Consider the following 25,035-nt stretch of genomic DNA (forward strand, 5'->3'; position numbering starts at 1 on the left):
GAGTTGGCTGGTGGGTGGGCGTGAAGTTGCTGACAATCGCGGGGTGAGGGTGGTCGGTTGGCGGCTTTCATGGCAATCCTGGGGAGCATGGCCGCCCCCCGCTCGCCGCTGTCGCGGCTGTTCACCGTGCTGCTCGCCGGCGTGTTGGCCGGGCTTGTCCTGGCAGTCGCCGCGCTGCCGGGCAACCTGCTGCTCGGGCTCACCGCCCGCTCCGCGCTCGGGTCGTACGCCGCGTTGCCGGCCTCGCTGAAGACCCCGGCCACGCCGCAGCGTTCGTACCTCTACGCCAACGACGGCAAGACTTTGATCACCACGTTCTACGACGTGAACCGCACCGACGTCCCCCTGTCGGAGATCGCCCCGGTCATGCGGCAGGCGATCGTGGCGGCCGAGGACCGGCGCTTCTACGACCACGGTGGCGCGGACCTGCGCGGCCTGGCCCGGGCGCTGGTGGCCAACGTCAAGGGTGGCGGCACCGAGCAGGGCGGCTCGACGCTGACCATGCAGTACGTCCGTAACGTGCTCAAGACCGACCCCACCCGCACCGCCGAGGAGCGCGCCGCCGCCACCGATCCCACCGTGGGCCGCAAGATCCAGGAGATCCGGTACGCGAGCGCGCTCGACAAGAGCCTCGGCAAGGACGAGATCCTCGACCGGTACCTGAACATCGCCTACTTCGGCTCCGGCGCGTACGGGATCGCGGCGGCCAGCCAGCGGTACTTCGGCAAGCCTCCGGCGCAGTTGACCCTCGCCGAGTCGGCCCTGCTGGCCGGTCTGGTGCAGTCCCCGGACGCGTACAGCCCGATCAGCGGCGACAAGGACGAGGCGCTGGCCCGCCGGTCGTACGTGCTGGACTCGATGGTCGCCACCAACGCCATCACCGCCGCGCAGGCCGCCCAGGCCAAGGCGGAGCCGCTGGCCCTGCGCCCCACCGCCCAGCCCAACGGCTGCACCGCCGTATCCCAGGGCCACGACGACTGGGGCTTCTTCTGCGACTACCTGCGCCAGTGGTGGCTGACCCAGCCGGCCTTCGGGGCGACCGTCGCGGAGCGCGAGCAGGCACTGCGCTCGGGCGGTTACACCGTCGTCACCTCGCTGGACCCGAAGATCCAGGCCACCGCGCAGCAGCAGGCCACCAAGGTCTACGGGTACGACAACAAGCGCGCCCTGCCGATCGCTGCGGTTCAGCCGGGCACCGGGCGGGTGTTGGCGATGGCGGTCAACCGGCACTACAGCCTCGCCGACAACCCGGGCGGGCAGGCGAACTACCCGAACACCGTCAACCCGCTGATCTCCGGCGGAGCCAGCGTCGACGGGTACCAGGCGGGTTCCACGTTCAAGCTGTTCACGATGCTCGCCGCGCTGGAGTCGGGCCGTACCCTCTCCACCGGGTTCGACGCGCCCGCCAAGCTTCCCACCCGGTACGCCGCCGAGGGGCCGGGCAGCTGCGACGGCCACTGGTGCCCGGCGAACGCCAACCCGGACTGGATGGACGGGTACCGGATGATGTGGGACGGCTTCGGCCGCTCGGTGAACACCTACTTCGTCTGGCTGGCCGAGCAGGTCGGCCAGGACAAGGTGGTCGAGATGGCGCAGCGGCTCGGCATCACGTTCCGCGCCGACTCGGACGCCAACTTCGCCAAGAACAACGCCGTGGACTGGGGTTCGTTCACCCTCGGCGTGGCGGCCACCACTCCGCTGGACCTGGCCAACGCGTACGCCACGGTGGCCGCCGAGGGCACCTACTGCACGCCGGTGCCGGTGGTCTCGGTGACCGGCGCGGACGGCACGAAGGTGCCGGTGGGGCAGCCCTCCTGCAAGCGGGTGCTCGACGCCGACGTCGCCCGTGCGGCGACCGACGCGGCCCGCTGCCCGGTGGGTCAGCAGTCGGCGTTCGGGCAGTGCAACGGTGGCACCGCCACCGGTGTGAACGACATCCTCGACGGCCGACCGGTGGCTGGTAAGACGGGTAGCTCGGAGGAGAACTCCACCGAGACGTTCGTCGGCTTCACCCCGCAGGTCGCGGTGGCCGGTATCGCCGCCAACCCGGACGACCCGGCCGACTCGGTGGGGTCTGCGGTGCAGAGCAAGGTGATCGACGCGGTGGCCCGGGTCATCGCCACCGCTGTGAAGGGCCAGCCGGAGAAGGCGTTCGTCGCACCGAGCCGTGAGCTGGCCGGCGACGCGCGCCGCCCGGTGGAGCGCCCCGCCGTTCCGGAGCGTCGGCAGGAGCCCACCCAGGACCCCCGCTCGGCCCTGCAACGCTGGCTCGACCGCCGCGGCTGATCCGGCAACGTGCCGGCGCCTCCGCACCGAGGTGCGGAGGCGCCGGTCGAGGAGTGCGGGTGTTCTACGTGCGCTTCAACTGGTCGAAGTCGACAACCTGGTTCGCCGGTGGCGCTTTCAGCTCGTCGAAGGTCGCGCCGAAATCGCTGAACGTGATCTGGCCGGCCGCGTCCTGGCCGCCTTCCATCCGGACTGGGTACGGCTCGCCGGTGGTGGCGATGTAGAGCGTGCCGTCCTTGTCGCCGTCGACGAGGCCGACAGTCTTCACGCCGTCGATCTCCTTGGCCTCACCCTTGGTCATGGTGCCTTCGGGCTTGAGCAGTTCGTCGACGTTGGCGACGTTGAAGAGCCGGGTGAACTCGTCCTTCTTGGAGACCTTGGCCCACTTGTCGCCCATCAGTTTCACCATCTCGCCCGATGCCTTGGCACCGACGTTCTTCACCCAGAACTTCTCGTCCGGCCGGATGTACTGCTGGCCGGCCACCGAGAGCAGTTCCACGGTGCCCTCGTCCGTGGACACCTGACCAGCCAGGTCACTGCCGGTCATCTTGAAGTCGAGGGTCATCTTCTGGCCGTCGGTGTCGATGTCACCTGCCAGGCGGTAGGACTTCGCGTTCTTCACCGCCGTGGTGGAGCGCTGAAGCGCCTCGTTCGGTGCGAGCGCAGCGACACCGTTGTCTGCGGGAGCAGCCGGCGCCGACTGCCCGCCGTCACCGTCGCCGCATCCGGCCAGCAACGCCATCGCCACCACGGCGACCATGCCTCGTCTGACTGTCGTAGTCGATCTCATCGTCGGCTCCCTTGTGCCACCCCCCCCGTGGGTGAGCGGAGAGCCAGGTACCCATGATTGATCTCGGGCAATCCCTCGATGTTTCGGAGGTCCCGGTCAGTCCTTGCGGCGGCGGGGGCGGTAGCTCGCGAGCGTCGACGGGAGGCCGCGGCGGATGATTCCGGCCCAGTCGGTGTCGCCGCGCAGTACCGCCGCGGCGGTCTTGCGGGCCTGCTCGACTGTGAAGTGCGGTGGCAGCATCAGCTCCGCCGGATCGACCAGGGCGTTGATCACCACCGGTCGGTCGGCGGTGAGGGCCCGGTCCCAGACGTCGCGCACCTGATCCGGTGAGTCGATCAACTCGCCGTGCAGCCCGAGCACCTCTGCCCACTGGTGGTAGGCGATGTCCGGCAACTGCTGGCTGTCCGGGAACATCGGCGTCCCCTCGGTGGAGCGCTGTTCCCAGCTGACGAACGCCAGATCCCGGTTGTTGAGCACCAGCACCACGAAGCGCGGGTCGGCCCAGCTGCGCCAGTACTTCGCCACGGTGATCAGCTCGTTGACGCCGTTCATCTGCATGGCGCCGTCGCCGATCAGTGCGACCAGCGGCCGGTCCGGGTGGGCGAACTTGGCGCTCAACGCGTACGGCATGGCGCCGCCCATGGACAGCAGCGTGCCGGAGAGGCTGGCCAGCATGCTGGGGCGCACCTGGATGTGTCTGGCGTACCAGGCGGTGGTGGTGCCGCAGTCGACCGCGAGCAGCACGTCGTCGGGCAGCCGCTCGTTCAGCGTGTGGAAGAGCAACTGCGGGTTGACCGGGTCAGCGGTCTGCTCGGCCAGGTCGTGTTGCACCCGGCGCCACGCCGAGGTGGCCTCGGCGACCTCCGCCCGCCAGGCGGTCGGCCCGGGGCCGGGGCCCAGTTCGTTCAGCAACGCCAGCAGCGTGGGGCGGGCGTCGCCGGTCAGGTTCACCTCGGTCGGGTACCGCAGCCCGAGCTGGGTGCCGTCCAGGTCGATCTGCACCGCGCGGGCCTGCCCGGGCTGCGGGTAGAACTCCGAGTACGGCATGTTGCTGCCCACGATCAGCAGCCGGTCGCAGCCGCTCATCAGCTGCCAGCTCGGTCGGGTGCCGAGCAGCCCGATCGCGCCGGTCACCCACGGTTCGCGGTGGTCGACGGCGGTGAAGCCGAGCAGCGCGGTGGCCACGCCGGCTCCGAGGCGATCAGCGATCTCGCGGACCTCGTCGCGCGCGCCGAGGGCCCCCTGGCCGACCAGCATGGCCACCCGTTGCCCGCCGCGCAGCACCTCGGCCGCCCGGCGCACGTCCGCCTCTGGCGGCACCGTCGGCGTGCTGCTCGGCGCGTTGCTGGTCTGGTAGTAGCCGTGCGCGTGCGGCGGGTTCGGTACGGCCGGCTCGTCCTGCAGGTCCAGCGGCAGGATCAGGGCGGTGACGGTACGCCGGGCCAGCGCCGTCCGGCACGCCCGGTCGACCAGGTGGCGTACCTGCGCCGGGTGGTCGAGCTGGGCCAGGAACGCCGCTGCCACGTCCTTGTAGAGGGCGAGCAGGTCGACCTCCTGGTAGTAGCCGCCGCCCTCGGCGGTGGTCGCGGTGTGACCGACCAGGGCGACCACCGGTTGGTGGTCGAGCTTCGCGTCGTACAGGCCGTTGAGCAGGTGGATGGCCCCCGGCCCGCTGGTGACCAGCGCGCAGCCCAGCGGCCCGCCGCCGTACTTGACGTGGGCGGAGGCGGCGAAGCCGGCGGTCTCCTCGTGGCGGACCTGGATGAACTGGGCGCGGCCGTTGGTGCGTTGCAGCGCGGAGGTGAGGCCGTTGATGCCGTCGCCGGGATAGCCGAAGTAGCGGTGTACGCCCCAGCTGAACAGTCGCGACACGATGTGGTCGGCGACGGTCGGACGCCGGGGCAGGGCGCCCGCTTCGCCCGCCGTGGTGTCGTCTGCGCTCACCTGGCTGGTCCTTCCCGTCGCGTCCCGATGCCCGCCGGTCATTCCCCTTCTTCTTCGGACAAAACACCCCGCCGGACGGGCGTCGAGGCGCCCTGCTCCGCGTCCGGCAGAATCGTCGGGTGCCCGTCCACGAGATCACCGACCCTGACGACGACCGGATCGCCGACTACCGGGCGCTCACCGACGTCGAGCTGCGCACCCGCTGGGAACCACCGCACGGCCTGTTCATCGCCGAGGGGGAGTTGGTGCTGCGCCGGGCGCTGCGCGCGGGCTACCCGGCCCGGTCGTACCTGGTCGACGCCAAGCGGGTCGACCAGCTCGCCGACCTGGACACCGGCGACGCGCCGGTCTACGCCGCGACCCAGGACGTGCTGCAGCGGGCCACCGGCTTCCACGTACACCGGGGGGTGCTGGCATCGTTCCACCGCCGGCCGCTGCCGACGGCGGCCGAGGTGCTCGCCACCGCGCGCCGGGTCGTCGTCCTGGAGGACGTGAACAACCACACCAACCTGGGCGCGATCTTCCGGGGCGCCGCCGCGCTCGGCATCGACGCGGTGCTGCTCTCGCCGACCTGCGCCGACCCGCTCTACCGGCGCAGCGTCCGGGTCAGCATGGGTGAGGTCTTCGCCATGCCGTACGCGAAGCTCGACCGCTGGCCCGAGGGGCTGGACCAGGTACGGGAGGCCGGCTTCACAGTGCTCGCCATGACGCCCGCGCCGGACGCCGTACCGATCCAGCGGTTGACCCCGGCGCAGCGCGAGCGGGCGGCGTTGCTGCTCGGCGCCGAGGGGCCCGGCCTCACCGCGGCGGCCCAGGCCGCCAGCGACGTGCGGGTGGTCCTACCGATGCGCCGCGGCGTGGATTCGTTGAACGTGGCCGCCGCGGCGGCGGTGGCGTTCTGGGAGCTGGGCCGCGACGATCCGCCGTTCGGTGTCGAGTAGACCGCGTCGGCTTGCATGGCCATGCGTTCTATTGCATAATTTTCCCCGTGTCCAAGGTTCTCACCTCCCTGCCCACCGGCGAACGTGTCGGCATCGCCTTCTCCGGCGGCCTCGACACCTCGGTCGCGGTCGCGTGGATGCGCGACAAGGGCGCCATTCCCTGCGCCTACACCGCCGACATCGGCCAGTACGACGAGCCCGACATCGCCTCGGTGCCCGGCCGCGCGCTCAGCTACGGCGCCGAGGTCGCCCGCCTGGTCGACTGCCGCGCCGCACTGGTCGAGGAGGGCCTGGCCGCGTTGACCTGCGGCGCCTTCCACATCCGCACCGGCGGGCGGGCGTACTTCAACACCACCCCGCTGGGCCGCGCCGTGACCGGCACCCTGCTGGTGCGGGCGATGGTCGCCGACGACGTCCAGATCTGGGGCGACGGCTCGACCTTCAAGGGCAACGACATCGAGCGGTTCTACCGGTACGGCCTGCTGGCCAACCCGATGCTGCGCATCTACAAGCCGTGGCTCGACACCGCCTTCGTCACCGAGCTGGGTGGGCGTAAGGAGATGTCCGAGTGGCTGCTCGAACGCGGCCTGCCCTACCGGGACAGCACCGAGAAGGCGTACTCGACGGACGCCAACATCTGGGGCGCCACGCACGAGGCGAAGACCCTGGAGCACCTGGACACCGGCATCGAGACGGTCAGCCCGATCATGGGTGTCCGCTTCTGGGACCCGTCGGTGGAGATCCCGACCGAGGACGTCACCGTCGGCTTCGACCAGGGCCGCCCGGTCACGATCAACGGCAAGGAGTTCGGCAGCGCCGTCGACCTGGTGCTGGAGGCCAACGCCATCGGCGGCCGGCACGGCCTGGGCATGTCGGACCAGATCGAGAACCGGATCATCGAGGCCAAGAGCCGGGGCATCTACGAGGCGCCCGGGATGGCGCTGCTGCACTACGCGTACGAGCGGCTGGTCAACGCCATCCACAACGAGGACACCCTGGCGAACTACCACAACGAGGGTCGCCGCCTCGGTCGGCTGATGTACGAGGGCCGCTGGCTGGACCCGCAGGCGCTGATGCTGCGCGAGTCGTTGCAGCGGTGGGTCGGCACGGCGGTCACCGGCGAGGTGACGTTGCGGCTGCGCCGGGGCGAGGACTACTCGATCCTGGACACCACCGGCCCGTCGTTCAGCTATCACCCGGACAAGCTGTCGATGGAGCGTACCGAGGACTCGGCGTTCGGCCCGTCGGACCGGATCGGCCAGCTCACCATGCGCAACCTGGACATCGCCGACTCGCGGTCGAAGCTGGAGCAGTACGCCTCCCTCGGCCTGGTCGGTGGCGGGAACCCGCAGCGGATGATCGGGGCCGCGCAGGCCGCCTCCACCGGGTTGATCGGCGCGATGCCCGAGGGCGGTGCGGAAGCCATCGCCTCCCGGGGCGTCGCCTCGGCGGAGGACGAGGCGCTCGACCGCGCCGCGATGGAGTTCGGCGTCGACTGACCCCTCGCGCCGGTGGCAAGTCGAGTTCCGGCGTCACGGACGGTAGCGTGGCGGCCGTGTTCCCTACCGTCCGTGAGGTCCTCGCCCTGGACCCGGTCCGCCACGGCGCGCCTCGCGTGGTCGCCGGCGACGAGGGGCTGGACCGACCTGTCCGCTGGGTGCACGTCGCCGAGGTGCCGGACATCGCCACCCTGCTCGGCGGTGGCGAACTGGTGCTCACCACCGGCATCGGTCTGCCCGGGGACGACGCCGGGTTGCGCGCGTTCATCGGTGACCTCGCCGACGTCGGAGTCTCCGGGCTCGTCGTCGAGCTGGGCCGCCGGTACGTCAGCGGTGTGCCTCGGGTCATGGCCGCCGCCGCCGAGCGGCGCGGGCTGCCCCTGGTGGAGCTGCGCCGGGCCACCCCGTTCGTCCGGATCACCGAGGCGGTGCACGCGCTGATCGTCGACGCGCAGCTCACCGAGCTGCGCGCCACCGAGGAGATCCACCAGCGGTTCAACGACCTGTCCGTCGAGGGCGCCGACGCCGCCGAGGTGATCCGACAGGCCGCCGAGCTGTCCGGTTGCCCCGTGGTGCTGGAGAACCTGTCCCGGCAGGTGCTCGGGTACGACCCGGCGGGCGAGAGCGCCGAGCTGCTGCTGGACGGCTGGGAGCAGCACTCCCGGCGGATCCGCCCGGCCGGGCGGACCGCGTACGACCCGGACAGCGGCTGGCTGGTGACCACCGTCGGTGCCCGGGGGCAGGACTGGGGCCGACTGCTGCTGCGCTGGCCGGCCAGCGGCGACGTGCCCAGCGCCCGGGCCGTCGAACCGAACGCGGGCTCGCCCACCCGGCTCACCATCCTGATCGAGCGGGCCGCGTCCACCCTCGCGCTGGGCCGGCTGATCCGCCGCGACGCCGAGGGCCTGGAGCGGCAGATCCATCGCACCCTGCTCACCGCGCTGCTCGACCACTCCCGACCGGTGGACGAGGTGGGGCTGCGGGCCAAGGCGCTCGGCGTGGTGCTCGACCGGCGGCACCTGGTCGGCGTGATGGTCCGGCACCGCGCCGACGACCCCGCCGGGGAGATCGGCCCCGAGGCCGGCCAGGCCCGGCTGCGCGATCTCTCCGAGGCGGTCGGCCAGGCCCTGCGGGAGGCGAAGCTGACCGCGCTGACCAGCGCCGTCGACGACAACTCGGTGGGCGCCCTGCTGGCCCTCCCGGACGCGGCCGCCGAGGACCGCGCGCTGTCCGCGTTCGCCAGCGCCCTTCGTCGGGTACGCCTCGACGCCGGCACCGGCCGCGCCACGTCCGGTGTCGATCCGTTCCGGGGTGGCGGTCCAGGTGCCGTGATCGTGGCCGCCGGATCGGGGGTGAGTAGTCCGCGGGAGGCCCGCCGGTCGCTGGTCGAGGCGCGGCAGATCGCCGAGGCCGCGCGCCGGGACCGGCGTGACCTGCCGATCTTCCGGCTGCCCCACGTCGGGCTGGCCGGGCTGCTGCACCTGCTGCGCGACGAGCCCCGGTTGCAGACCTTCGTCGAGCGCGAACTCGGGGCGCTGCTGGAGTACGACGCCCGGCACCCCCGGGAGCAGCTGCTCGACACCCTGCGGGCCTACCTGGAGCAGGGTCGCAACAAGTCTGCCGCGGCCGCCGCCGCCCACCTCTCCCGACCGGCCTTCTACGAACGCCTCGCCCGCATCGCCCGGATCCTCGACGTGGACCTCGACTCGGTAGAGGCCGCCCTGTCCCTACACGTAGCCCTACTGGCCCTGGAAGCGGTCCGAGCGCCCTGACACGGCTCCGTGTTGCGGATTGGACGGCGGACGGCTCGGCGTAGGGGTGGGCATCTGGGTCGGGCACGCTTTGGAGCTGATGTCGTAAACGAATCATCCCCCTGGCCTTACCCGGCCCGGTCATGGCCCGGCCCGGTCATGGCCCGGCCCGGTCATGGCCCGGCCCGGTCATGGCCCGGCCCCTGGGTCCGCTCGGCCATGGTCCGCCCCGACGTGTCCGGGCTCGACGTGTCCCGGCCGCGGCTCGGCCCGCCTCGCTCGATTCGTCTACGACATCAGCTCCAAAGGGGCAGCGCGACACACTCCACCGGCTAGCTGTCGCGATCATGGGACCCCCGGAGGGAGGGGTGCGCAACGCCGGCGCGGGGGGCCGGAGCGCGGGCCTGAACGTCTAGCGCGTCACATGAGGTGGTTCAGGGCTTTTGCGTAACTCGGGGGAATGTGGTTCGGGCCTCCGGGGGTGAAGACGTCCGAGGTGGCCACCGCGGACCAGGCCGTCTCCGGAACGGCGTCGACCAGGGCCTCGACCACCGGGGCGTCGCGCCACTGGTCCTGCTCGGCGAGCAGGCCGAGCGCCACCACCGACTCCTCGACCTCGCCCACGCACTCGAACGGCTTGTGCCCGTCCACGCCCAGCAACTCGCGGTAGCCGGGGATCTGTGACTCGTCGGCCAGCAGGTCGCCGCCGAAGATGTGGGTGACCCGCTCCCGCGGCATGAACGGCGCCATGGCCAGGAAGACGAAGCGGCACTTCGGGCAGTCACGGCACCAGCGTTCACTCGCGTCGCGCAGCTTGAACGCCTGGTTGCAGCTGGTCACCACGTCGTCGTACCGGGTGAACTCGGCGAACAGTCGGGCGATGTGCAGTTCGGACAGCGAACGCAGCAGGGAGAAGTACGGGTCGGTCAGGCCGGCGTGCTCGGCCAGCGACGCCCGCAGCAGCCCTTCCGCCTCGACGCCCTTGGACCACTGGTGGTTGATCTCGTGGCCGTTCCAGACCAGGTTCGGGTCGGACGCCGAACGCTCGTTGGACATCACCACCGGGCCCAGCCCGTGCAGGACGGCGGTGGCCACCGCGATCAGGGAGTTGATGGCGGTGACCGGGATGTGCCCGTTCAGCGCGCCGGCCGCGTTCAGGTCGAACAGGACCGCGTCGATGCGCCGCCGGGCGGCCAGCGGGACCAGCCCGGACGCCTCGTTGACGGCGACGATCACGTGGTTCGGGTTGACCGAGAACGGCACCGGGTCCAGCTCGGCGCGACGCAGCGCCTCCAGGCTGACGATCGAGTCCTTACCGCCGCCGACCGCCGAGAGCGGGCGACGGTCCGAGTCGTCGTACACCCTGGGTGACTCCGGCGTGCCGGCTGGCACCTCCGGGCGCAGCTCGAGCACGTGCGGCAGTTGGTTGCGGTACGCGTACTCCGCGAGGCCCCTGGTGTAGACGGCCGTGACGTAGTCGACGGTGGCCGCGCCCAGCGGCGCCGGCAGCACGAGCCGGGGCGGCGCGGCGGCCTTGTAGTAGCTGACCCCGGCGACGAGGTGCAGCACCTCCAGCACCCGGTTGAGGGTCGCCACCGTCTCGTCGGAGGGCGGCTCCGCCGGCAGCGGAAGTGTGATCACCTCGGTGAACCGCTGCTCACCGGCCGGGCCGGTCAGGGCGTAGTCGAACAACACCTCGCCGGTGGCGAAGTCGATCGAGTAGGACGGGAAGGTGAAGGCGTCCATCCGCCGGAGCTGCTCGTTGGGCACACGCCATACTAGGCCCTGGTTCGTCCGGCCGTGTCCGGACCGGGCCCGCCCTGCCGCCGCCGTGACCCACGAGGAGAGCCCCGTGCGCCTTTCTGACCTGCGCGGACGTACCGTCGCCGTCTGGGGCACCGGTCGGGAGGGCCGGGCCGCTGTGACCGCCATCGCCGCGCACGGCCCGGCCGAGCTGGTCGCCGTCGACGACAGCGCGAACTTCCTGTCGCTGCCCTGGGACGGCCCCCTGGCCGAGGCGGCGCCGCTGGTCACCGGCGAGGCGGGCTTCGAACGACTGGCCGCCGCGGACGTGGTCGTCCGCTCCCCGGGCGTGCCCCAGACCCACCCGTGGCTGATCGAGCTGCGCCGCCGCGGAATCCTGGTGACCCAGGGCACCGCGCTGTGGATGGCCGACCACGCCGCGCGCACCGTCGGGGTCACCGGCAGCAAGGGCAAGAGCACCACCTCCAGCCTGATCAGTCACCTGCTCACCGCGATGGGCCGGCCGAACGTCTTCGGCGGCAACATCGGGGTGCCGACTCTGGACCTGCCGGAAGCCGAGCTGTACGTGTTGGAGCTGTCCAGCTACCAGTGCAGCGACCTCACCGACTCGCCGCGGGTGGCGGTGGTCACCGCGCTCTTCCCCGAGCACCTGGACGCGCACGGTGGGGAACGGGAGTACTACCGGGACAAGCTCAACCTGCTCGCCCACGACCCGCAGACGATAGTGGTCAACGGGGGCGACCCCCGCCTCGCCGCGGAGCTGGGTGAGCTGCCGGCGGTCCGCGCCGGTCGCCCCGACACCACCCACGTCGCCACCGGCGTCGACGGCACGCAGTGGTTCCACTTCGGTGATCAGCCGCTCTTCCCGCGTGCGGTGCTGCCGCTGGTCGGCCGGCACAACGAGGGCAACCTCTGTGTCGCGCTCGCCGTGCTCGACGCTCTTGGCGTCGACGTGGTGGCCGGTAAGGACCACCTCGCCGTCGCGGTCGCCGAGTTCCAGGGGCTGGCCCACCGGCTCACCGAGATCACCGACCCGTCCGGGCTGACGTTCGTCGACGACACGCTGGCCACCAGCCCGTACGCGGCCATGCACGCCATCGACGCGTACGACGGGCGGCCGTTGACGGTGATCGTCGGGGGCAACGACCGGGGTCTGGACTACACGCCGTTGGCCGAGCACCTGGCGGAGCGGGAGATCACGGTCATCGGCATCCCGGACAGCGGCCCCCGGATCATCGAGGTGCTGGCCGGGCTCCCGGCGGTTCGTACCGAGCTCGCCGAGGATCTGGTGGCCGCGGTCGGGCTGGCGCGCAAGCTGACTCCGGCGGGCGGCGTCGTGCTGCTCTCCCCGGCGGCTCCGAGCTACGGGCGGTTCCGTAACTTCGAGCACCGCTCCGAAGTGTTCGCGCAGGCAGTCGCCGACACCGCCCGCTGACTCACCCCCGGTCGGCCGGGCTGGGGTCCGGTGACTGCATCCCGGGTAGCAGCATGGTGTCGGCGGCGTCCTCGTCCTCAGGCGACGCGGGTTTCGCGGGTTCCGTCGGGGCCCCGGTGGCAGGGTGGTCCTTGTCCGGAGTCCAGGCGAAAGCGAGTGCTCCGCCGAGGAGGGCCAGCAGCATTCCGACCACGAAGCCGCCCAGGTTCGAGGTCAACCAGGAGACCAGCCCGAGCACCAGCGAGACCACGGCGTAGAAGACCCGCTGCTGCGGGGCGGTGATCAGCAGTACGCCGCAGATCACGAGGATGGTGGGTACCAGGTATGCGGCGAGCCCCTGCGGTCCGATGTGCAGCAGCACCCCGAGCGGCGCGCGCAGGGTCACCAGCATCTCGGCGCCTCCGAGGGTGATCAGTACGGCGGCGCCGAATGGGCGGGCCCGCCGCCAGCGGCGCCACCGCCCGCGGGATCCGCGGACGGCCGGCGCCGTTTGGTGTTGTTCGCTGCTCATGTCAGCACCCGTCGGGGGTGAACGCCATGCGCAGGTTGGGCAGGTTGAAGACGGCCGCGGTGGTGGCGTAGTTGTTCTGCCGCAGGTTCTCGATGACGATCGAGTCTGCCTGCTGGGAGAAGACGCCGGGGTTGCCCTTCACACCGGGCACCTTGTCCAGGGTGCTGGCGTCCTGCCCGATGTCGATGTTCCTGAAGGCGGCGTTGCCGGCGATCTCGTCGCCGTCGACCACCAGGGTCCGGGCGGTGACAGGTGTGTCGCCGCCGCCGGCGGTGATCTTCAGGAAGACGCCGCCGAGGTTGATGCTCTGGCAGAGGTTGGTCAGCTCCGCCCTGTCGATCGCCGAGACCATCACCAGGACCTGCCCGCCGGTGTCGCCCTGGTTGGGGCTGTCCGGGATCATCTGGTCGAGGGTGGCGAACTGCTCGAACCCGGTGCCGCTGAGCCTGTCGGCGGTGACGGTGAACGGCATGCCCGAGATGGCGAACTGCGCGCCCAGCACGCCCTGGGCGGTGAGCATGATCATGCCAGCGGCACCCGCCACGACGATGCCGAACGTGGCGGCGAACCGGCGCCAGCGCACGCCACTGCGCGGCGGTCCGGGTGCGATTGTGGTTTCCTTCGACATGGCGGCTCCCCTTAAGATCAATCCATCGGCGACAATGGGAATTGCATCTCCGGCCTGCCCTCTTAGGGCGCAGAGCCGAAGTTACCGCCGAGTAAAGGGGAGGTCAACGGCACGTGGCGGCCATTTGGGCGGTATTTGTTAAATGCGGCCAAAGTGAAAAACCGCTGCGGTTTCCGACCGTGTGATCAGGAGTGGTTGGTCGGTGCGCAGGGCGCGGTCGTACTCGGGCCGTCGTCCGGCCTGATCGGCCGGGTCGCCTGAATCGCACCCTCGGTGCCCAGGAACGGCGCCGTGGCCGCGTAGGTGAGCACCGACAGCAGTTGCGGCAACTCCGCCGCCCGGCCCCGCGCCACACGGCCGCGGACGGTGGCGTAGATGCCGCCGACCACCGTGGACACCAGTTCGTCGCGGTCCACGTCGGCGAGCGCCGGCCCTGGGCCGGCGTCGGCGAAGAACCGGCGGAAGCTGTTGAGCAGCGCGTCGCGCTCGCGGCGGGCATCGGGGCCGGCGGCGTCGACCTCGACGAGCGCCATCCGGGCGAACGCCGGCACGCTCGCCAGCACCTCCAGCAGGGTGCGCAGCGCGGCGCGTGCCGCGTCCGGCCAGGTCGGGCCGGCCTCGCGGTAGGCGCTCTCCATCAGCTGTGACACCACGGCGATCCCGTGCCGGTACGCGGCGAGAAAGGCATCTTCCTTGCCGGTGAACAGGGCGTAGAAGGCTGGCCGGGTCACGCCGGCGGCGTGGCAGATGTCGCTGACCCGGGCGTTGTCGTAGCCCTTCGTCGCCACCTCGTGCACGAGCCCGTCGAAGAGGCGGTCGCGCTGGGTGGCGGCCACGACCTCTGCGGAGACCCGTCGCGGGCCGCGCTTGATCGCGCGGTCCGGGTCGCGGCCCGGGCGTGCGCCCGGCAAGGGCGCCGGCACCGGCTGAGGGTGGCTCTGCGTGGTCAACTCATTGGCCTCTTTCGATTCGTTGACTTTGCGACCCTCCGGGGTTTATAACTTTCCTCACGCTCAGTTCGCTCCCCGTCACCATTGGTGATCACCGCGGGTGGTCACCCCGACTCGTCGAAGGAGGGCCCGATGGTTGTCATTATCGCCGAACACGAACGCTCTCCCAATGCCGGAAAGGCGCAGGTGACGCGGCTACGCCGCAGTGCACCACGCCGACCCGCCCGCTGATCCGCGGCACCTCCCTCACCCGCGCCCTCGCCCGGCGCCTCCACCACCACCGCCACCGTCCTTATCGGACGGCCACAATCGCCGCCCGGCTTACCCGCCCGGCGGTGACCGCCTGCGCGGTCCGCCCGTTCCCGTCCCACCACCGGAAGGAAGCACCATGCTCAGGTACGGAAAAATCGGCGGGGGCCTCGTCGCCCTCGCGCTGCTGACCGGTCTCGTAGCCGCCCCGCCAGCCTCCGCAGACCCGTCTGCCGCGCTCGCCGGCAACGTCCTGACCTACCCCACGGCCGGCGGCACCGCCGTCGCCGTCAACGACGTCATCCAGGCCAGCCTCAAGACCGGCACCAACGCCACCTTCTACAACTCCACCTCGGGCACCACCGGCATCAAGTGCGCCGCGTCCAGCTTCAGCGCCAAGGTGCTCACCAACCCGACCGCCCCGGGCACCGCCACCGAGAGCCTCACCGCCCAGAGCTTCGGCACCTGCACCACCAACGTGTTCGGCACCACCGGGGTGCAGAGCATCGCCCTCAACAACCTGCCGTACGCCACCTCCGTCACCAGCGCCGGCGTGGTCAAGATCTCCGGCACCACGGCGGCGCCGGTCCAGAGCACAGTCGTGCTGAACTCGCTGCTCGGCACGATCACCTGTGTCTACCGGACCAGCACCAACAGCCTCACCGGCACGGCGGCCAACGCCACCAACTCGATCACCTTCACCAATCAGCCGTTCACCAAGTTCTCCGGCCCGTCCCTCTGCTTCGGCACCGCGTACTTCTCGGCGACGTACTCGCCGGTGCGCGACAGCACCAAGGGCAACGCCGCCGTCTACGTGAACTGACCATGCTCCACCGGGCCGGTGCGCGGCGATTCGCCGTGCGCCGGCCCTCGACCGTGCGCGGGTCAGCCGGCGACCAGCGCCGTGTGCAGGGCGCGCATCGACCGGATCGCCGACCGGATCTCCTGGAGGTACCGCCCCGGGGTGAGCGTCTGCTCGGGCAGCACCGCCAGGTCGGCCAGGGTCGGGTCCACCCCGACCGTGTCGATGGCGCAGCCGTACGGCACGGCGAGGGTGCGCAGCGCGTCGCAGTGCTGGAACGGCACGTAGATCGGCGCGGTGACCATCAGCACCTCGTCGCCCGGGGCGAGCCGGACGTGGCCGGCCCAGAACCGTTGGGTGTCGGCCGTGTGCGCACGCCGCTGGTCCGGTTCGCTGGACGGCGCGGCCAGCACCCGGACCGGGGGCAGCCCGTCCGGCCGGTAGGTCCGCGACGACCAGGAGTGGTGCGGGTGGCCGGCGTCGACGCCGTCCTGCTCCGCCGGGGCGGCCACCCCGAACACCCGCCGGACCGCCGAGTCCAGCACGTCCACCTCGGTGTCCTCGGCCGGCAGGCCCGCGTTGGCGAGCGTGCGGCGTTCCCAGTCCGACAGCGGCCGGAAGCTGCCGAGGACGGCGACCTCGCCGGACACCCGCAGGCCGGTGCGCAGCAGGTGCGCGGCGTGGGCGACGCGGCGCACGCAGGCATGCGCCAGGCCGCCGAGCACCACCAGGTGGGCGTACGCCGGCCGGGACGGCGGCACCGGGTGGATCAGCCCGAGCGCCGCAGCCGCGTCGAGCACCAGTGTCGCGGTGGTCGGGTCGAGGTCGGGTTCCTGGGCGTCGGGCCGCTCCCGGCCGCCCCGGAAGTCCCAGTGCCGGGCGGAGAAGTCGTCCAGGAAGCGGAGCACCTCGATCAGACCGCCGTCGGGCCAGGTGCCGCCGAAGTGGGCGACCAGGCCGCGGAGCGGGGGTGAGCAGACCCAGTTCCGGATCTCCGCCGTGATCCGCTCGTCGTCCGTTCCGGTCGACGACGCCGCGTCCGCGCTGTGCACCTGCCGGATGCTACCGGCCCGCCGCGGTGGGACCGGCGGTTGTGGCAGCTGTCTACGCCGGCGGAAGCGCTGATCGGACGGTCGGCTGCGGATCGAGTGGCAGAAGTTCGCTAGCGCTGCTGGAATTCGTGGCAGGAATCGATCGTGGCCTTGGAAACCGTTGACGCGCTGTCAGGTCGGGGCAGCTATGGGCTACACGCTGCCAGTTGTTCACACCGGCCGGCGGTGGGAGCGTGCGGTATCCACGAACGCCGCTGAAGGGTTGCCACGATGACCGACGACCTGCTGGCCCGGCACCGGGCCGTGCTCCCGTCCTGGATGCCGTTGTACTACGCCGAGCCGATCGAGCTGGTCTCCGGCTCGGGCCGCCGGGTCACCGACGCGCAGGGGCGCAGCTACCTGGACTTCTTCGGCGGCGTGCTGACCAACATGATCGGGTACGACATCCCGGAGATCCGGGAGGCCGTCGAGCGGCAGCTCGCCACCGGCATCGTGCACACCTCGACGCTCTACCTGATCCGTCAACAGGTGGAGCTGGCCGAGAAGATCGCCCAGCGCTCCGGCATCCCGGACGCCCGGGTGTTCTTCACCAACTCCGGCACCGAGGCGAACGAGGCCGCGCTGCTTGTCGCCACCAACCATCGCCGCTCGCACCAGGTCCTGGCCGTGCGTAACAGCTACCACGGCCGGTCGTACGCGGCGATGGGCGTCACCGGCAACCGCAACTGGTCGGCGAGTGCCCTCAACCCGCTCCAGGTGGCCTGGCTGCACTCCGGTGACCGGGTGCGCGGTCTGCTGGCCCGACTCAGCGCCGAGGAGCAGGTCGACGCGGCGGTGGAGGACCTGCGCGAGGTGTTGGCCACCCAGACCGCCGGTGACGTGGCCGCGCTCATCGCCGAACCGATCCAGGGTGTGGGCGGTTTCGTGCACCCGCCGGACGGGCTCTTCGCCGGCTGGAAGAAGGTCCTCGACGAGCACGGCATCCTGTTCATCGCCGACGAGGTGCAGACCGGATGGGGGCGTACCGGGGAGCACTTCTGGGGTTACCAGGCGCACGGCGTCACCCCCGACCTGCTCACCTTCGCCAAGGGCATCGGCAACGGGTTCGCCCTGGCCGGGGTGGTCGGCCGGGCCGAGGTGCTGGAGTCGGTGCCGGCCATCAGTTTCTCCACCTTCGGCGGCAACCCGATCTCCACGGCGGCCGGCAACGCGGTGCTCGACTACCTGATCGCGCACGACCTCCAGGCGAACGCGGCCCGCGTCGGCGCGATCCTCGCCGACGGCCTGCGGTCCGCCGTGGGCGGGCTCGACTGCGTCGCCGAGGTACGCGGAAAGGGGCTGATGCTCGGCGTCGAGTTCGTCCGACCGGGGGGCAGTGAGCCGGATCCGGCGCTGACCAACCGGGTCTTCGAAGCCGCCCGCGACGGTGGCCTGCTCACCGGCAAGGGCGGGCTCCACGGCAACGTGCTGCGGATGGGTCCACCGTTGACGCTGACCGAGGAGGAGGCCCGTGAGGGCCTGGGGATCCTCGTCGACGCGATCCGTTCGGCGGCGGGGGTGGCGGCATGAGCATCGGTCACTTCATCGACGGCAAGCGGGTCGGCGGCACGTCCGAGCGGCGCGGCGACGTGTTCGACCCGGCGACCGGTCGGCGTACCGCCGAGGTCGAGCTGGCCTCGACCGCGGACGTCGACGTGGCGGTGCAGGCCGCCGCCCGCGCGGCGCGGGCCTGGCGGGATGCGTCGCTGGCCCGGCGGTCCGCGGTGCTGTTCGCCTTCCGGGAGTTGGTGCACGCCCGGCGGGACCGGCTCGCCGAGGTGATCACCGCCGAGCACGGCAAGGTGCTCGCCGACGCCGCCGGCGAGGTGCAGCGCGGCCTGGAGGTCATCGAGTACGCGTGTGGCCTGCCGTCGGCGCTGCGCGGCGCGTTCAGCGAGAACGTGTCCACCGAGGTCGACTCGTACACCATCCGCCAGCCGCTCGGAGTGGTCGCGGTGATCTCCCCGTTCAACTTTCCGGTGATGGTGCCGCTGTGGTTCGTGCCGGTGGCGGTGGCCTGCGGCAACGCGGTGGTGCTCAAGCCGAGCGAGAAGGACCCGAGTGCGGCGCTGCTGCTGGCCGAGTGGTTCGCCGAGGCGGGTCTGCCCGACGGGGTGCTCAACGTGGTCAACGGCGACAAGGAGGCGGTCGACGCGTTGTTGGAGCACCCGGAGGTGCGGGCGGTGTCGTTCGTCGGCTCCACCCCGATCGCCCGGTACGTCTACCGACGCGCAACGGCCGCCGGTAAGCGGGTGCAGGCGCTCGGTGGGGCGAAGAACCACATGGTGGTGCTCCCGGACGCCGATCTGGATCTGGCCGCCGACGCGGCGGTCAACGCGGGGTTCGGCTCGGCGGGGGAGCGGTGCATGGCCATCTCGGTGCTGGTGGCGGTGGAGCCGGTGGCGGACGCGCTGGTCGAGCGGATCGCCGCGCGGGTGACCGGTCTGCGTACCGGCGACGGCCGGCGGGGCTGCGACATGGGCCCGTTGGTCACCGCCGCCCACGAGGCGAAGGTGCGCTCCTACGTGGACGCCGGTGTCGCCGCCGGCGCGGTGGCGGTCGTCGACGGGCGGGACGTGACGCCGGACGGCGACCCGGACGGTTTCTGGCTCGGTCCGACGCTGTTCGACCGGGTGACCCCGGACATGTCGATCTACACCGACGAGATCTTCGGGCCGGTGCTGAGCGTGGTCCGGGTCGGCTCGTACGACGAGGCGGTGGAGCTGGTCAACGCCAGCCCGTACGGCAACGGAACGGCGATCTTCACCAACGACGGCGGGGCTGCCCGGCGCTACCAGCACGAGGTGGAGGTGGGCATGGTCGGGATCAACGTGCCGATCCCGGTGCCGATGGCGTACCACTCGTTCGGTGGCTGGAAGTCGTCCCTCTTCGGCGACCTGCACGCCCACGGTGAGGACGGGGTGCGCTTCTTCACCCGGGGCAAGGTCGTCACCAGCCGCTGGTTGGATCCGCGCCACGGCGGGGTCAACCTCGGGTTCCCCACCCAGACCTGAGCAGTCGCAGCACGCCCGCCCCGGCCAGGTACGCCGCCAGCGCCGGGACGGGCGTGCCGAGCGGCTCCGGGGCCTGCTGCGGTGCGGTGCTGTTGACCAGCAGCGCGGCCACCACGGCGGCGTAGCCGGCCACCGCCAACGCCGACCGGGCCGGGGTCCCCCGGAGGGTCGGCCGCCGGGTGCGGTGCCGGCCGCTGCGCGCCTCCACCGGCCCGAAGATGGCGACCAGCACCGCTAGTACGGCGCCGAGCAGCAGCAACCAGGGCACCCGCCAGGCCCACCAGGTGGCCGTGTCGACCGCCGGGGTGGGCAGCGTCCCGACCGCGTCGAGCAACCCGATCAGCAGGATCGCGGCGGTCAGGTGCCAGAGGAAGACGGTCAGCACCACCAGGTTGACCCCGATCACCAGCTGCCACGGCCCGGTGCGGCGCAGCAGTCGCTCCGCCGGGCCGCGCAGCAGCAGGATCAGACCGAGCTGACCGGCGGCGACGGCCAGCAACGCGAGGCTGGGCGGCGCGGCGTTGTCGAGCCGCTCGTCGGGCACCTTGAGCATGGCCACCGGCCAGGGGCCGAGCACTGTGAGCAGCAGCGCCGCGCCCAGCCCGCCCGCCAGGAAGACCAGACCGGCCCGACGGGAGGTGGGCAGCCGCCGTCGGCGTACCCCCGGGCGGTCGGGGGTCGACGGCCCGGCAGCGTCGGTCTCGGCACCTGGCGGCGCGGCGCGGGCGTCGTGCCAGGCGAAGCCGAGCTGGTGGACGGCGAGCCAACCGAACAGGTAGTTGCCGTAGCTCAGCTCCTCCGGCCCGCTCAGCCGGCCGAGGTCGCCGAGGCCGACCAGGGCGACGAGCGCCAGCGGTACGGCCAGGCCGAGGCGGCGGTGCAGCGCGTACATCGGTGGGGTGAGCGCGACCGCCGCCAGATAGGCGACCAGGAACCAGAGCGGAATGGTGGCGAACCAGAACACCTGGCGGATCTGGGTCGGGTCGATGTCGCGCAGCCAGGCGACCGCCGCGGCTGCGGTGAGCACCAGCAGCAGCGTGCTGGTGGGGCGGAGCAGGCGCGAACTGCGGTCGGTCAGCCAGCCGGCGGCATCGCCGCCGCGGGCCCGCAGCCGGGTCAGCGAGGCCGCGTTGGCGTACCCCCCGACCAGGAAGAAGACCGGCATCACCTGGGCCAGCCAGGTCAGCGGGTACGCCCAGCGCAGGTCGCCGAGCGCGGAGTGCCCGGTGGCCTGCCCGGCGACGTCGCGCCCGATCACCGTGACGCTCCAGTGTCCGAGAACGACCATGGTGATGGCGAGCGCGCGGAGCAGGTCGACGTACCGCTCCCGCCCAGCGGGGGTGCGCTCGGCCAGCTGGCGCAGACGGCGCATTGCCCAAGGCTAGGCGACCTGGCGGCGGCTGGTGGTGATAACGGTTCGACCCTCAGGACTTGAAGTCCGAGCCCGGCTGTCGTAGAAATTCTTCAGCAATAGAGCATGAACTGAAGAGAACTACCGCCCCTCGCGCGGCGGACGCCTCCCCCCACAGACCGGCGATCCGCCCGACCCGACCCGAGGAGAACCCATGAACAGGCGTGACATCCTGCGGCGCAGCGCCGCCGCCGGCCTCCTGGCCACCCCCGCCGCCGGCCTGCTGTCCGGCTGCGCCACCAGCGGTGGCGGCGACAAGAACGATGCCGAGACCTACCAGGGCACCAAGAGCGCACAGAACCCGCTCGGCGTGAAGGAGGACGCCCCACTCGAGGTGGTGATCTTCGGCGGCGGGTTCGGTGAGGAGTACGCCAAGGCCCACGAGGCCATGTACACCGAGAAGTACCCGAAGGCGAAGATCAAGCACTCCTCCACCCAGGAGATCAGCAAGACGCTCCAGCCGCGCTTCGTCGACGGCACCCCGCCGGACGTGGTCAACAACTCCGGCACCGGCCAGATCGACTTCAACGGCCTGGTCAGCCAGAACGCCCTCGCCGGCCTCGACGACCTGCTGGCCGCCCCGAGCCTCGACATCCCCGGCAAGACGGTCAAGGACACCCTGCTGCCCGGCGCGGTCGAGGTCGGCTCCTACGACGGCACGTTCCTGGTGCTCAACTACACCTACACCGCCTACGGCATCTGGCACTCCGCCAAGCTCTTCGCCGACCGCGGCTGGTCGTACGCGAAGACCTGGGACGAGCACATCGCGCTCTGCAAGCAGATCAAGGCCGCCGGCATCGCCCCCTGGACGTACGCCGGCCTGCACCCCCGCTACATGAGCTGGCCGCTGATCTCCACGGCCATCAAGTTCGGCGGCCCGTCCGTGGCCCTCGCGCTCGACAACCTGGAGCCGAACGCCTGGAAGTCCGACTCGATGCGCGCCGCCGCCGACGCCTGGCACCAGATCGTCAAGGACAAGTACATCCTGGAGGGCTCGCCCGGCCTGGACCACAAGCAGTCGCAGACCGCCTGGTGTCAGGGCAAGGCCGCCTTCATCTCCTGCGGCTCCTGGCTGGAGAGCGAGCAGAAGGACGTCACCCCGGCCGGGTTCAACATGGCCATCGCACCGACGCCGAGTCTGGGCAGCGGCGACAAACTGCCGTTCGAGGCGATCCGGGGCACCGCCGGTGAACCGTTCATGGTGCCCGCCAAGGCCCGCAACGTCGCCGGTGGCCTGGAGTACTTCCGGACCATGCTCTCCAAGAAGGGCGCCCAGGACTTCACGAAGAAGGTCGCCAGCCTCACCGTGGTCGCCGGTGCCACCGAGGGCGTCGAGCTGCCGTACGGGCTGAGCACCGTGGTCAAGGCCCTCGACGCGTCCGGTGCCAACGGCTTCAACTGGGTCTACAACAACTTCTACCGCAAGTTGGAGCGCAACCTCGTCGACGCCGCGTGCGGCGAGTTCTTCAGCGGCCGGATCGGCCCCGCCGAGTTCCTCGAACAGTGCCAGAAGGGCGCCGACTCGATCGCCCAGGACAGCTCGATCAAGAAGTACAAGCGAGCGGCCTGAACCGCCCGGCCGGTGGGGGAGAGGTCCGCCCCCACCGGCCGTACCCCAACGGAGAGGTCCCTCTCGTGAAACATGGCAAGTGGCCGTTGATCGTCACGTTCCTGGTGCCACCGGTGCTGCTGTACGTGTTCTTCGTCGTCTCGCCGTACCTCCAGGCGTTCCAGATCTCCACCACCGACTGGCTCGGCTACTCGGCCGACGCCAACTCGGTCGGCCTGGCCAACTTCAAGACCCTCTGGCACGACGACTACGTGTGGAACGCGCTGAAGAACAACGCCATCCTGCTGGGTCTGGTGCCGGTGCTCACCATCGTGCTCGGGCTCTTCTTCGCCACCATGCTCGCGATGGGCGGGCGCAAGGGCAGTGCCGGCGTCACCGGCGTACGCGGTGGCGCGCTCTACCGCACCGTCTACTTCTTCCCCCAGGTGCTCTCCGTGGTGATCATCGCGTTGCTGTGGAAGGAGGTGTACCACCCCAACAAGGGGCTGCTCACCACAGCGCTGCACGGCCTCGGCCTGCCCGCGCCGACCTGGCTCGGCGACCCGGCGACCGCCTTCTGGTGCGTGCTCGCCGTGATGGTGTGGAGCAACGTCGGCTTCTACGTGGTGCTGTTCGGCGCGGCGATGTCGGCCGTACCGAAGGAGATCTACGAGGCCGTCCTGCTCGACGGCGCGTCCCGGTTCACCACCCTGCGCCGGGTCACCCTGCCGCTGCTCTGGGACACCGTCCAGGTCGCCTGGGTCTATCTGGCCATCTTCGCCCTGGACGGGTTCATCCTCGTGCAGCTGATGACCAACGGCGGGCCGAACTTCTCCACCGATGTGATCGGCGTACGCATGTACGACACCGCCTTCGGCAGCGAGACCAAGTTCGGCTACGCCTCGGCGATCGGCGTGGTGATGTTCTTCCTGACCCTCTCGGTGGCGGTGCTGTCGCTGCGGGTCGGCCGGCGCGAACGGATCGAGTACTCGTGACCACTCTGGATCAGCCCACCGCGACCGCCCCGACCCCGGTCGTCAGCGGGGACCGCCCGATACGCCGGGAACTCGGCGTGGCCAACGCCCTCTCGCACGGCTTCCTGCTGCTCTGGGGCCTGCTCACCGTACTGCCACTGCTGTGGATGTTCATCAGCTCGTTCAAGACCAACGGTGAGATCCTCGCCGACCCGTGGGGGCTCCCCGGCGCGCTGCACCTGGACAACTGGGCGCGGGCCTGGACCGGCGCGCACATCGGCCGGTACTTCCTCAACAGCCTGGTGGTGGTGACCGGCTCGGTCAGCCTCACCATGCTGATGGGCGCCACCGCCGCGTACGTCTTCGCCCGCTACGAGTTCCGCGGCCGCCAGGTCGTCTACTACCTGTTCGTCGGTGGCCTGATGTTCCCGGTGTTCCTCGCCCTGGTGCCACTCTTCTTCGTGGTCCGCAACGCCGGCCTCTTCAACACCTGGCTCGGGCTGATCCTCGTGTACGCGGCCTACTCACTGCCGTTCACGGTGTTCTTCCTGACCGCGTTCTTCCGGACCCTGCCGACCTCGGTGGCGGAGGCCGCACTGGTCGACGGCTGCGGTCACTTCCGGCTCTTCTTCAGGGTGATGCTGCCCATGGCCCGTCCGGGACTGATCAGCGTGGCGATCTTCAACTTCCTCAGCCACTGGAACCAGTTCCTGTTGCCGCAGGTGCTGTTGCAGGGCGACGAGTCCAAGTGGATGCTGGCGCAGGGACTGTTCGCGCTCTCGGTCAGCCAGGGTTATGCCGGCGACTATGCCCGGCTGTTCGCTGGGCTGAGCATCGCGGTGCTCCCGGTGCTCGCCATCTACGTGGCCTTCCAGCGCCAGGTGCAGTCGGGCCTCACCGCGGGGCAGCTCAAGTAGGCTCCGTTCCCGCCTCCCCGCGATAGTCCTCCAGGCAGCCCAGGTCTGACCGATCCTGATCAGTCGCGGGTGAGGCCGGCTCGGCGCCGACGCGCCGAGCCGGCCTGTTCGTCAGATCGCGAGGGCCCCGCCGTCCACGGGGAGCAGGACACCGTGGATGTGTGACGCTTCCTCGCTGGCGAGGAAGCGTCACCGCCGCGGCGGTGTCCTGCACAGTGCCCGTACGCCTGTCCGGGTTGCTCTCGGCGAGCTGATCGAGGAGCGGGCGGAGGTCTTCGTTCCCGCCGACCACCGTGATCGTGCTGGTCTCGGGCGCCCGCGCACCGGTGATCGCGCTAAATCCTGGAAAGAGTCCCCTCGTCGCGGCCGGAGGGCACTACATCCTGGATCGAGTGCGATCATGCGCGCGCTACGGCGCGGCGCGGTGCACGGCGCGGTGCGGGGCGCGGTGCACGGCGCGGTGCGGGGCGCGGTGCACGGCGCGGTGCGGGGCGCGGTGCGCGGCACGGCGCGGGGCGCGGTGCCGCGC

General features: G+C 71.1%; 19 protein-coding genes. 11 read left to right on the forward strand and 8 right to left on the reverse strand.

From position 1 onward, the window contains the following. The first annotated feature begins 87 nt into the window (after positions 1 to 87). On the forward strand, positions 88 to 2,286 hold the full coding sequence (locus tag DLJ58_RS19530) for a transglycosylase domain-containing protein (RefSeq protein WP_244219036.1): 2,199 nt from the start codon (positions 88 to 90) through the stop codon (positions 2,284 to 2,286). 64 nt (positions 2,287 to 2,350) lie between these two features. On the opposite strand, the gene DLJ58_RS19535 is transcribed toward DLJ58_RS19530, so the two are convergent. Both DLJ58_RS19535 and DLJ58_RS19540 read right to left on the reverse strand, forming a co-directional pair. Next, the gene (locus DLJ58_RS19535; protein ID WP_124858454.1) at positions 2,351 to 3,076 is read right to left on the reverse strand and encodes a hypothetical protein; all 726 of its coding nucleotides are present in this window, start codon (positions 3,074 to 3,076) and stop codon (positions 2,351 to 2,353) included. 96 nt (positions 3,077 to 3,172) lie between these two features. Next, the gene (locus tag DLJ58_RS19540) at positions 3,173 to 5,062 is read right to left on the reverse strand and encodes a thiamine pyrophosphate-requiring protein (protein WP_425271329.1); all 1,890 of its coding nucleotides are present in this window, start codon (positions 5,060 to 5,062) and stop codon (positions 3,173 to 3,175) included. A 50-nt stretch (positions 5,063 to 5,112) separates the two neighbouring features. Between DLJ58_RS19540 and DLJ58_RS19545 the strand changes: the two genes are divergently transcribed. The 3 genes from DLJ58_RS19545 to DLJ58_RS19555 are packed head-to-tail and all read left to right on the forward strand — an operon-like array spanning position 5,113 to position 9,232. After that, positions 5,113 to 5,961 (forward strand): TrmH family RNA methyltransferase, encoded by an 849-nt coding sequence (locus DLJ58_RS19545; RefSeq protein WP_244219039.1) that lies wholly within the window; start codon positions 5,113 to 5,115, stop codon positions 5,959 to 5,961. A 47-nt stretch (positions 5,962 to 6,008) separates the two neighbouring features. Further along, on the forward strand, positions 6,009 to 7,460 hold the full coding sequence (gene argG, locus DLJ58_RS19550) for an argininosuccinate synthase (protein WP_124858460.1): 1,452 nt from the start codon (positions 6,009 to 6,011) through the stop codon (positions 7,458 to 7,460). 56 nt (positions 7,461 to 7,516) lie between these two features. Then, the gene (locus DLJ58_RS19555) at positions 7,517 to 9,232 is read left to right on the forward strand and encodes a PucR family transcriptional regulator (RefSeq protein WP_482805478.1); all 1,716 of its coding nucleotides are present in this window, start codon (positions 7,517 to 7,519) and stop codon (positions 9,230 to 9,232) included. A gap of 399 nt (positions 9,233 to 9,631) precedes the next feature. Here DLJ58_RS19555 and DLJ58_RS19560 read toward each other — a convergent pair whose 3' ends face one another. Continuing rightward, positions 9,632 to 10,981, reverse strand: coding sequence for a MurL-like N-terminal domain-containing (locus DLJ58_RS19560; RefSeq protein WP_124858464.1), 1,350 nt, complete (start codon positions 10,979 to 10,981; stop codon positions 9,632 to 9,634). 82 nt (positions 10,982 to 11,063) lie between these two features. Between DLJ58_RS19560 and murD the strand changes: the two genes are divergently transcribed. After that, positions 11,064 to 12,410, forward strand: coding sequence for a UDP-N-acetylmuramoyl-L-alanine--D-glutamate ligase (gene murD, locus DLJ58_RS19565; RefSeq protein ID WP_124858466.1), 1,347 nt, complete (start codon positions 11,064 to 11,066; stop codon positions 12,408 to 12,410). A 1-nt stretch (position 12,411) separates the two neighbouring features. Here murD and DLJ58_RS19570 read toward each other — a convergent pair whose 3' ends face one another. The 3 genes from DLJ58_RS19570 to DLJ58_RS19580 form a co-directional block, all read right to left on the reverse strand. Beyond that, entirely contained in the window at positions 12,412 to 12,921 is a 510-nt protein-coding gene (locus tag DLJ58_RS19570; RefSeq protein ID WP_244219037.1) for a DUF6114 domain-containing protein, read from the reverse strand. Between the two features lies 1 nt (position 12,922). Beyond that, the gene (locus tag DLJ58_RS19575; RefSeq protein ID WP_124858468.1) at positions 12,923 to 13,549 is read right to left on the reverse strand and encodes a DUF6230 family protein; all 627 of its coding nucleotides are present in this window, start codon (positions 13,547 to 13,549) and stop codon (positions 12,923 to 12,925) included. A 185-nt stretch (positions 13,550 to 13,734) separates the two neighbouring features. Then, complete coding sequence (locus tag DLJ58_RS19580) at positions 13,735 to 14,472, reverse strand: TetR/AcrR family transcriptional regulator (protein ID WP_244219038.1); 738 nt, start codon at positions 14,470 to 14,472, stop codon at positions 13,735 to 13,737. A 415-nt stretch (positions 14,473 to 14,887) separates the two neighbouring features. On the opposite strand from DLJ58_RS19580, the gene DLJ58_RS19585 reads away from it, so the two are divergent. Beyond that, on the forward strand, positions 14,888 to 15,571 hold the full coding sequence (locus tag DLJ58_RS19585) for a Tat pathway signal sequence domain protein (protein ID WP_124858471.1): 684 nt from the start codon (positions 14,888 to 14,890) through the stop codon (positions 15,569 to 15,571). A 62-nt stretch (positions 15,572 to 15,633) separates the two neighbouring features. On the opposite strand, the gene DLJ58_RS19590 is transcribed toward DLJ58_RS19585, so the two are convergent. Continuing rightward, positions 15,634 to 16,602, reverse strand: coding sequence for a hypothetical protein (locus DLJ58_RS19590; protein ID WP_124858472.1), 969 nt, complete (start codon positions 16,600 to 16,602; stop codon positions 15,634 to 15,636). Between the two features lie 270 nt (positions 16,603 to 16,872). Here DLJ58_RS19590 and DLJ58_RS19595 point away from each other — a divergent pair, with 270 nt between their 5' ends. Next, complete coding sequence (locus tag DLJ58_RS19595) at positions 16,873 to 18,171, forward strand: aspartate aminotransferase family protein (protein WP_124858473.1); 1,299 nt, start codon at positions 16,873 to 16,875, stop codon at positions 18,169 to 18,171. Further along, the gene (locus DLJ58_RS19600; protein WP_124858474.1) at positions 18,168 to 19,655 is read left to right on the forward strand and encodes a CoA-acylating methylmalonate-semialdehyde dehydrogenase; all 1,488 of its coding nucleotides are present in this window, start codon (positions 18,168 to 18,170) and stop codon (positions 19,653 to 19,655) included. The genes DLJ58_RS19595 and DLJ58_RS19600 overlap by 4 nt, the downstream gene beginning before the upstream one ends. On the opposite strand, the gene DLJ58_RS19605 is transcribed toward DLJ58_RS19600, so the two are convergent. Next, positions 19,627 to 21,027 carry an acyltransferase family protein gene (locus DLJ58_RS19605; protein ID WP_124858475.1) on the reverse strand — a complete coding sequence of 467 codons (1,401 nt, stop codon included), beginning with the start codon at positions 21,025 to 21,027 and terminating at the stop codon, positions 19,627 to 19,629. The two genes, DLJ58_RS19600 and DLJ58_RS19605, sit on opposite strands and share 29 nt — an antisense overlap. 193 nt (positions 21,028 to 21,220) lie before the next feature. Between DLJ58_RS19605 and ngcE the strand changes: the two genes are divergently transcribed. The 3 genes from ngcE to DLJ58_RS19620 all read left to right on the forward strand — a co-directional run bounded on the left by ngcE (position 21,221) and on the right by DLJ58_RS19620 (position 24,506). Further along, positions 21,221 to 22,636 (forward strand): N-acetylglucosamine/diacetylchitobiose ABC transporter substrate-binding protein, encoded by a 1,416-nt coding sequence (gene ngcE / locus DLJ58_RS19610; protein WP_124858476.1) that lies wholly within the window; start codon positions 21,221 to 21,223, stop codon positions 22,634 to 22,636. A gap of 65 nt (positions 22,637 to 22,701) precedes the next feature. Beyond that, positions 22,702 to 23,610: a carbohydrate ABC transporter permease gene (locus tag DLJ58_RS19615; protein ID WP_124858478.1), complete on the forward strand. Its 909-nt coding sequence runs from the start codon at positions 22,702 to 22,704 to the stop codon at positions 23,608 to 23,610. Next, entirely contained in the window at positions 23,607 to 24,506 is a 900-nt protein-coding gene (locus DLJ58_RS19620) for a carbohydrate ABC transporter permease (protein ID WP_124858480.1), read from the forward strand. The genes DLJ58_RS19615 and DLJ58_RS19620 overlap by 4 nt, the downstream gene beginning before the upstream one ends. The last annotated feature ends 529 nt before the right edge of the window (positions 24,507 to 25,035 follow it).

Source organism: Micromonospora arida, from assembly GCF_003857035.1.
GTDB classification, from domain to species: Bacteria; Actinomycetota; Actinomycetes; order Mycobacteriales; family Micromonosporaceae; genus Micromonospora; species Micromonospora arida.

Bases quoted from the DNA above. Each gene is read 5' to 3' on its own strand.
- DLJ58_RS19585 (WP_124858471.1), top strand. From the start codon at position 14,888: ATGCTCAGGTACGGAAAAATCGGCGGGGGCCTCGTCGCCCTCGCGCTG.
- DLJ58_RS19575 (WP_124858468.1), bottom strand. From the start codon at position 13,549: ATGTCGAAGGAAACCACAATCGCACCCGGACCGCCGCGCAGTGGCGTG.
- ngcE (WP_124858476.1), top strand. From the start codon at position 21,221: ATGAACAGGCGTGACATCCTGCGGCGCAGCGCCGCCGCCGGCCTCCTG.
- DLJ58_RS19605 (WP_124858475.1), bottom strand. From the start codon at position 21,027: ATGCGCCGTCTGCGCCAGCTGGCCGAGCGCACCCCCGCTGGGCGGGAG.
- DLJ58_RS19535 (WP_124858454.1), bottom strand. From the start codon at position 3,076: ATGAGATCGACTACGACAGTCAGACGAGGCATGGTCGCCGTGGTGGCG.
- DLJ58_RS19600 (WP_124858474.1), top strand. From the start codon at position 18,168: ATGAGCATCGGTCACTTCATCGACGGCAAGCGGGTCGGCGGCACGTCC.
- DLJ58_RS19530 (WP_244219036.1), top strand. From the start codon at position 88: ATGGCCGCCCCCCGCTCGCCGCTGTCGCGGCTGTTCACCGTGCTGCTC.
- DLJ58_RS19570 (WP_244219037.1), bottom strand. From the start codon at position 12,921: ATGAGCAGCGAACAACACCAAACGGCGCCGGCCGTCCGCGGATCCCGC.
- DLJ58_RS19540 (WP_425271329.1), bottom strand. From the start codon at position 5,062: ATGACCGGCGGGCATCGGGACGCGACGGGAAGGACCAGCCAGGTGAGC.
- DLJ58_RS19595 (WP_124858473.1), top strand. From the start codon at position 16,873: ATGACCGACGACCTGCTGGCCCGGCACCGGGCCGTGCTCCCGTCCTGG.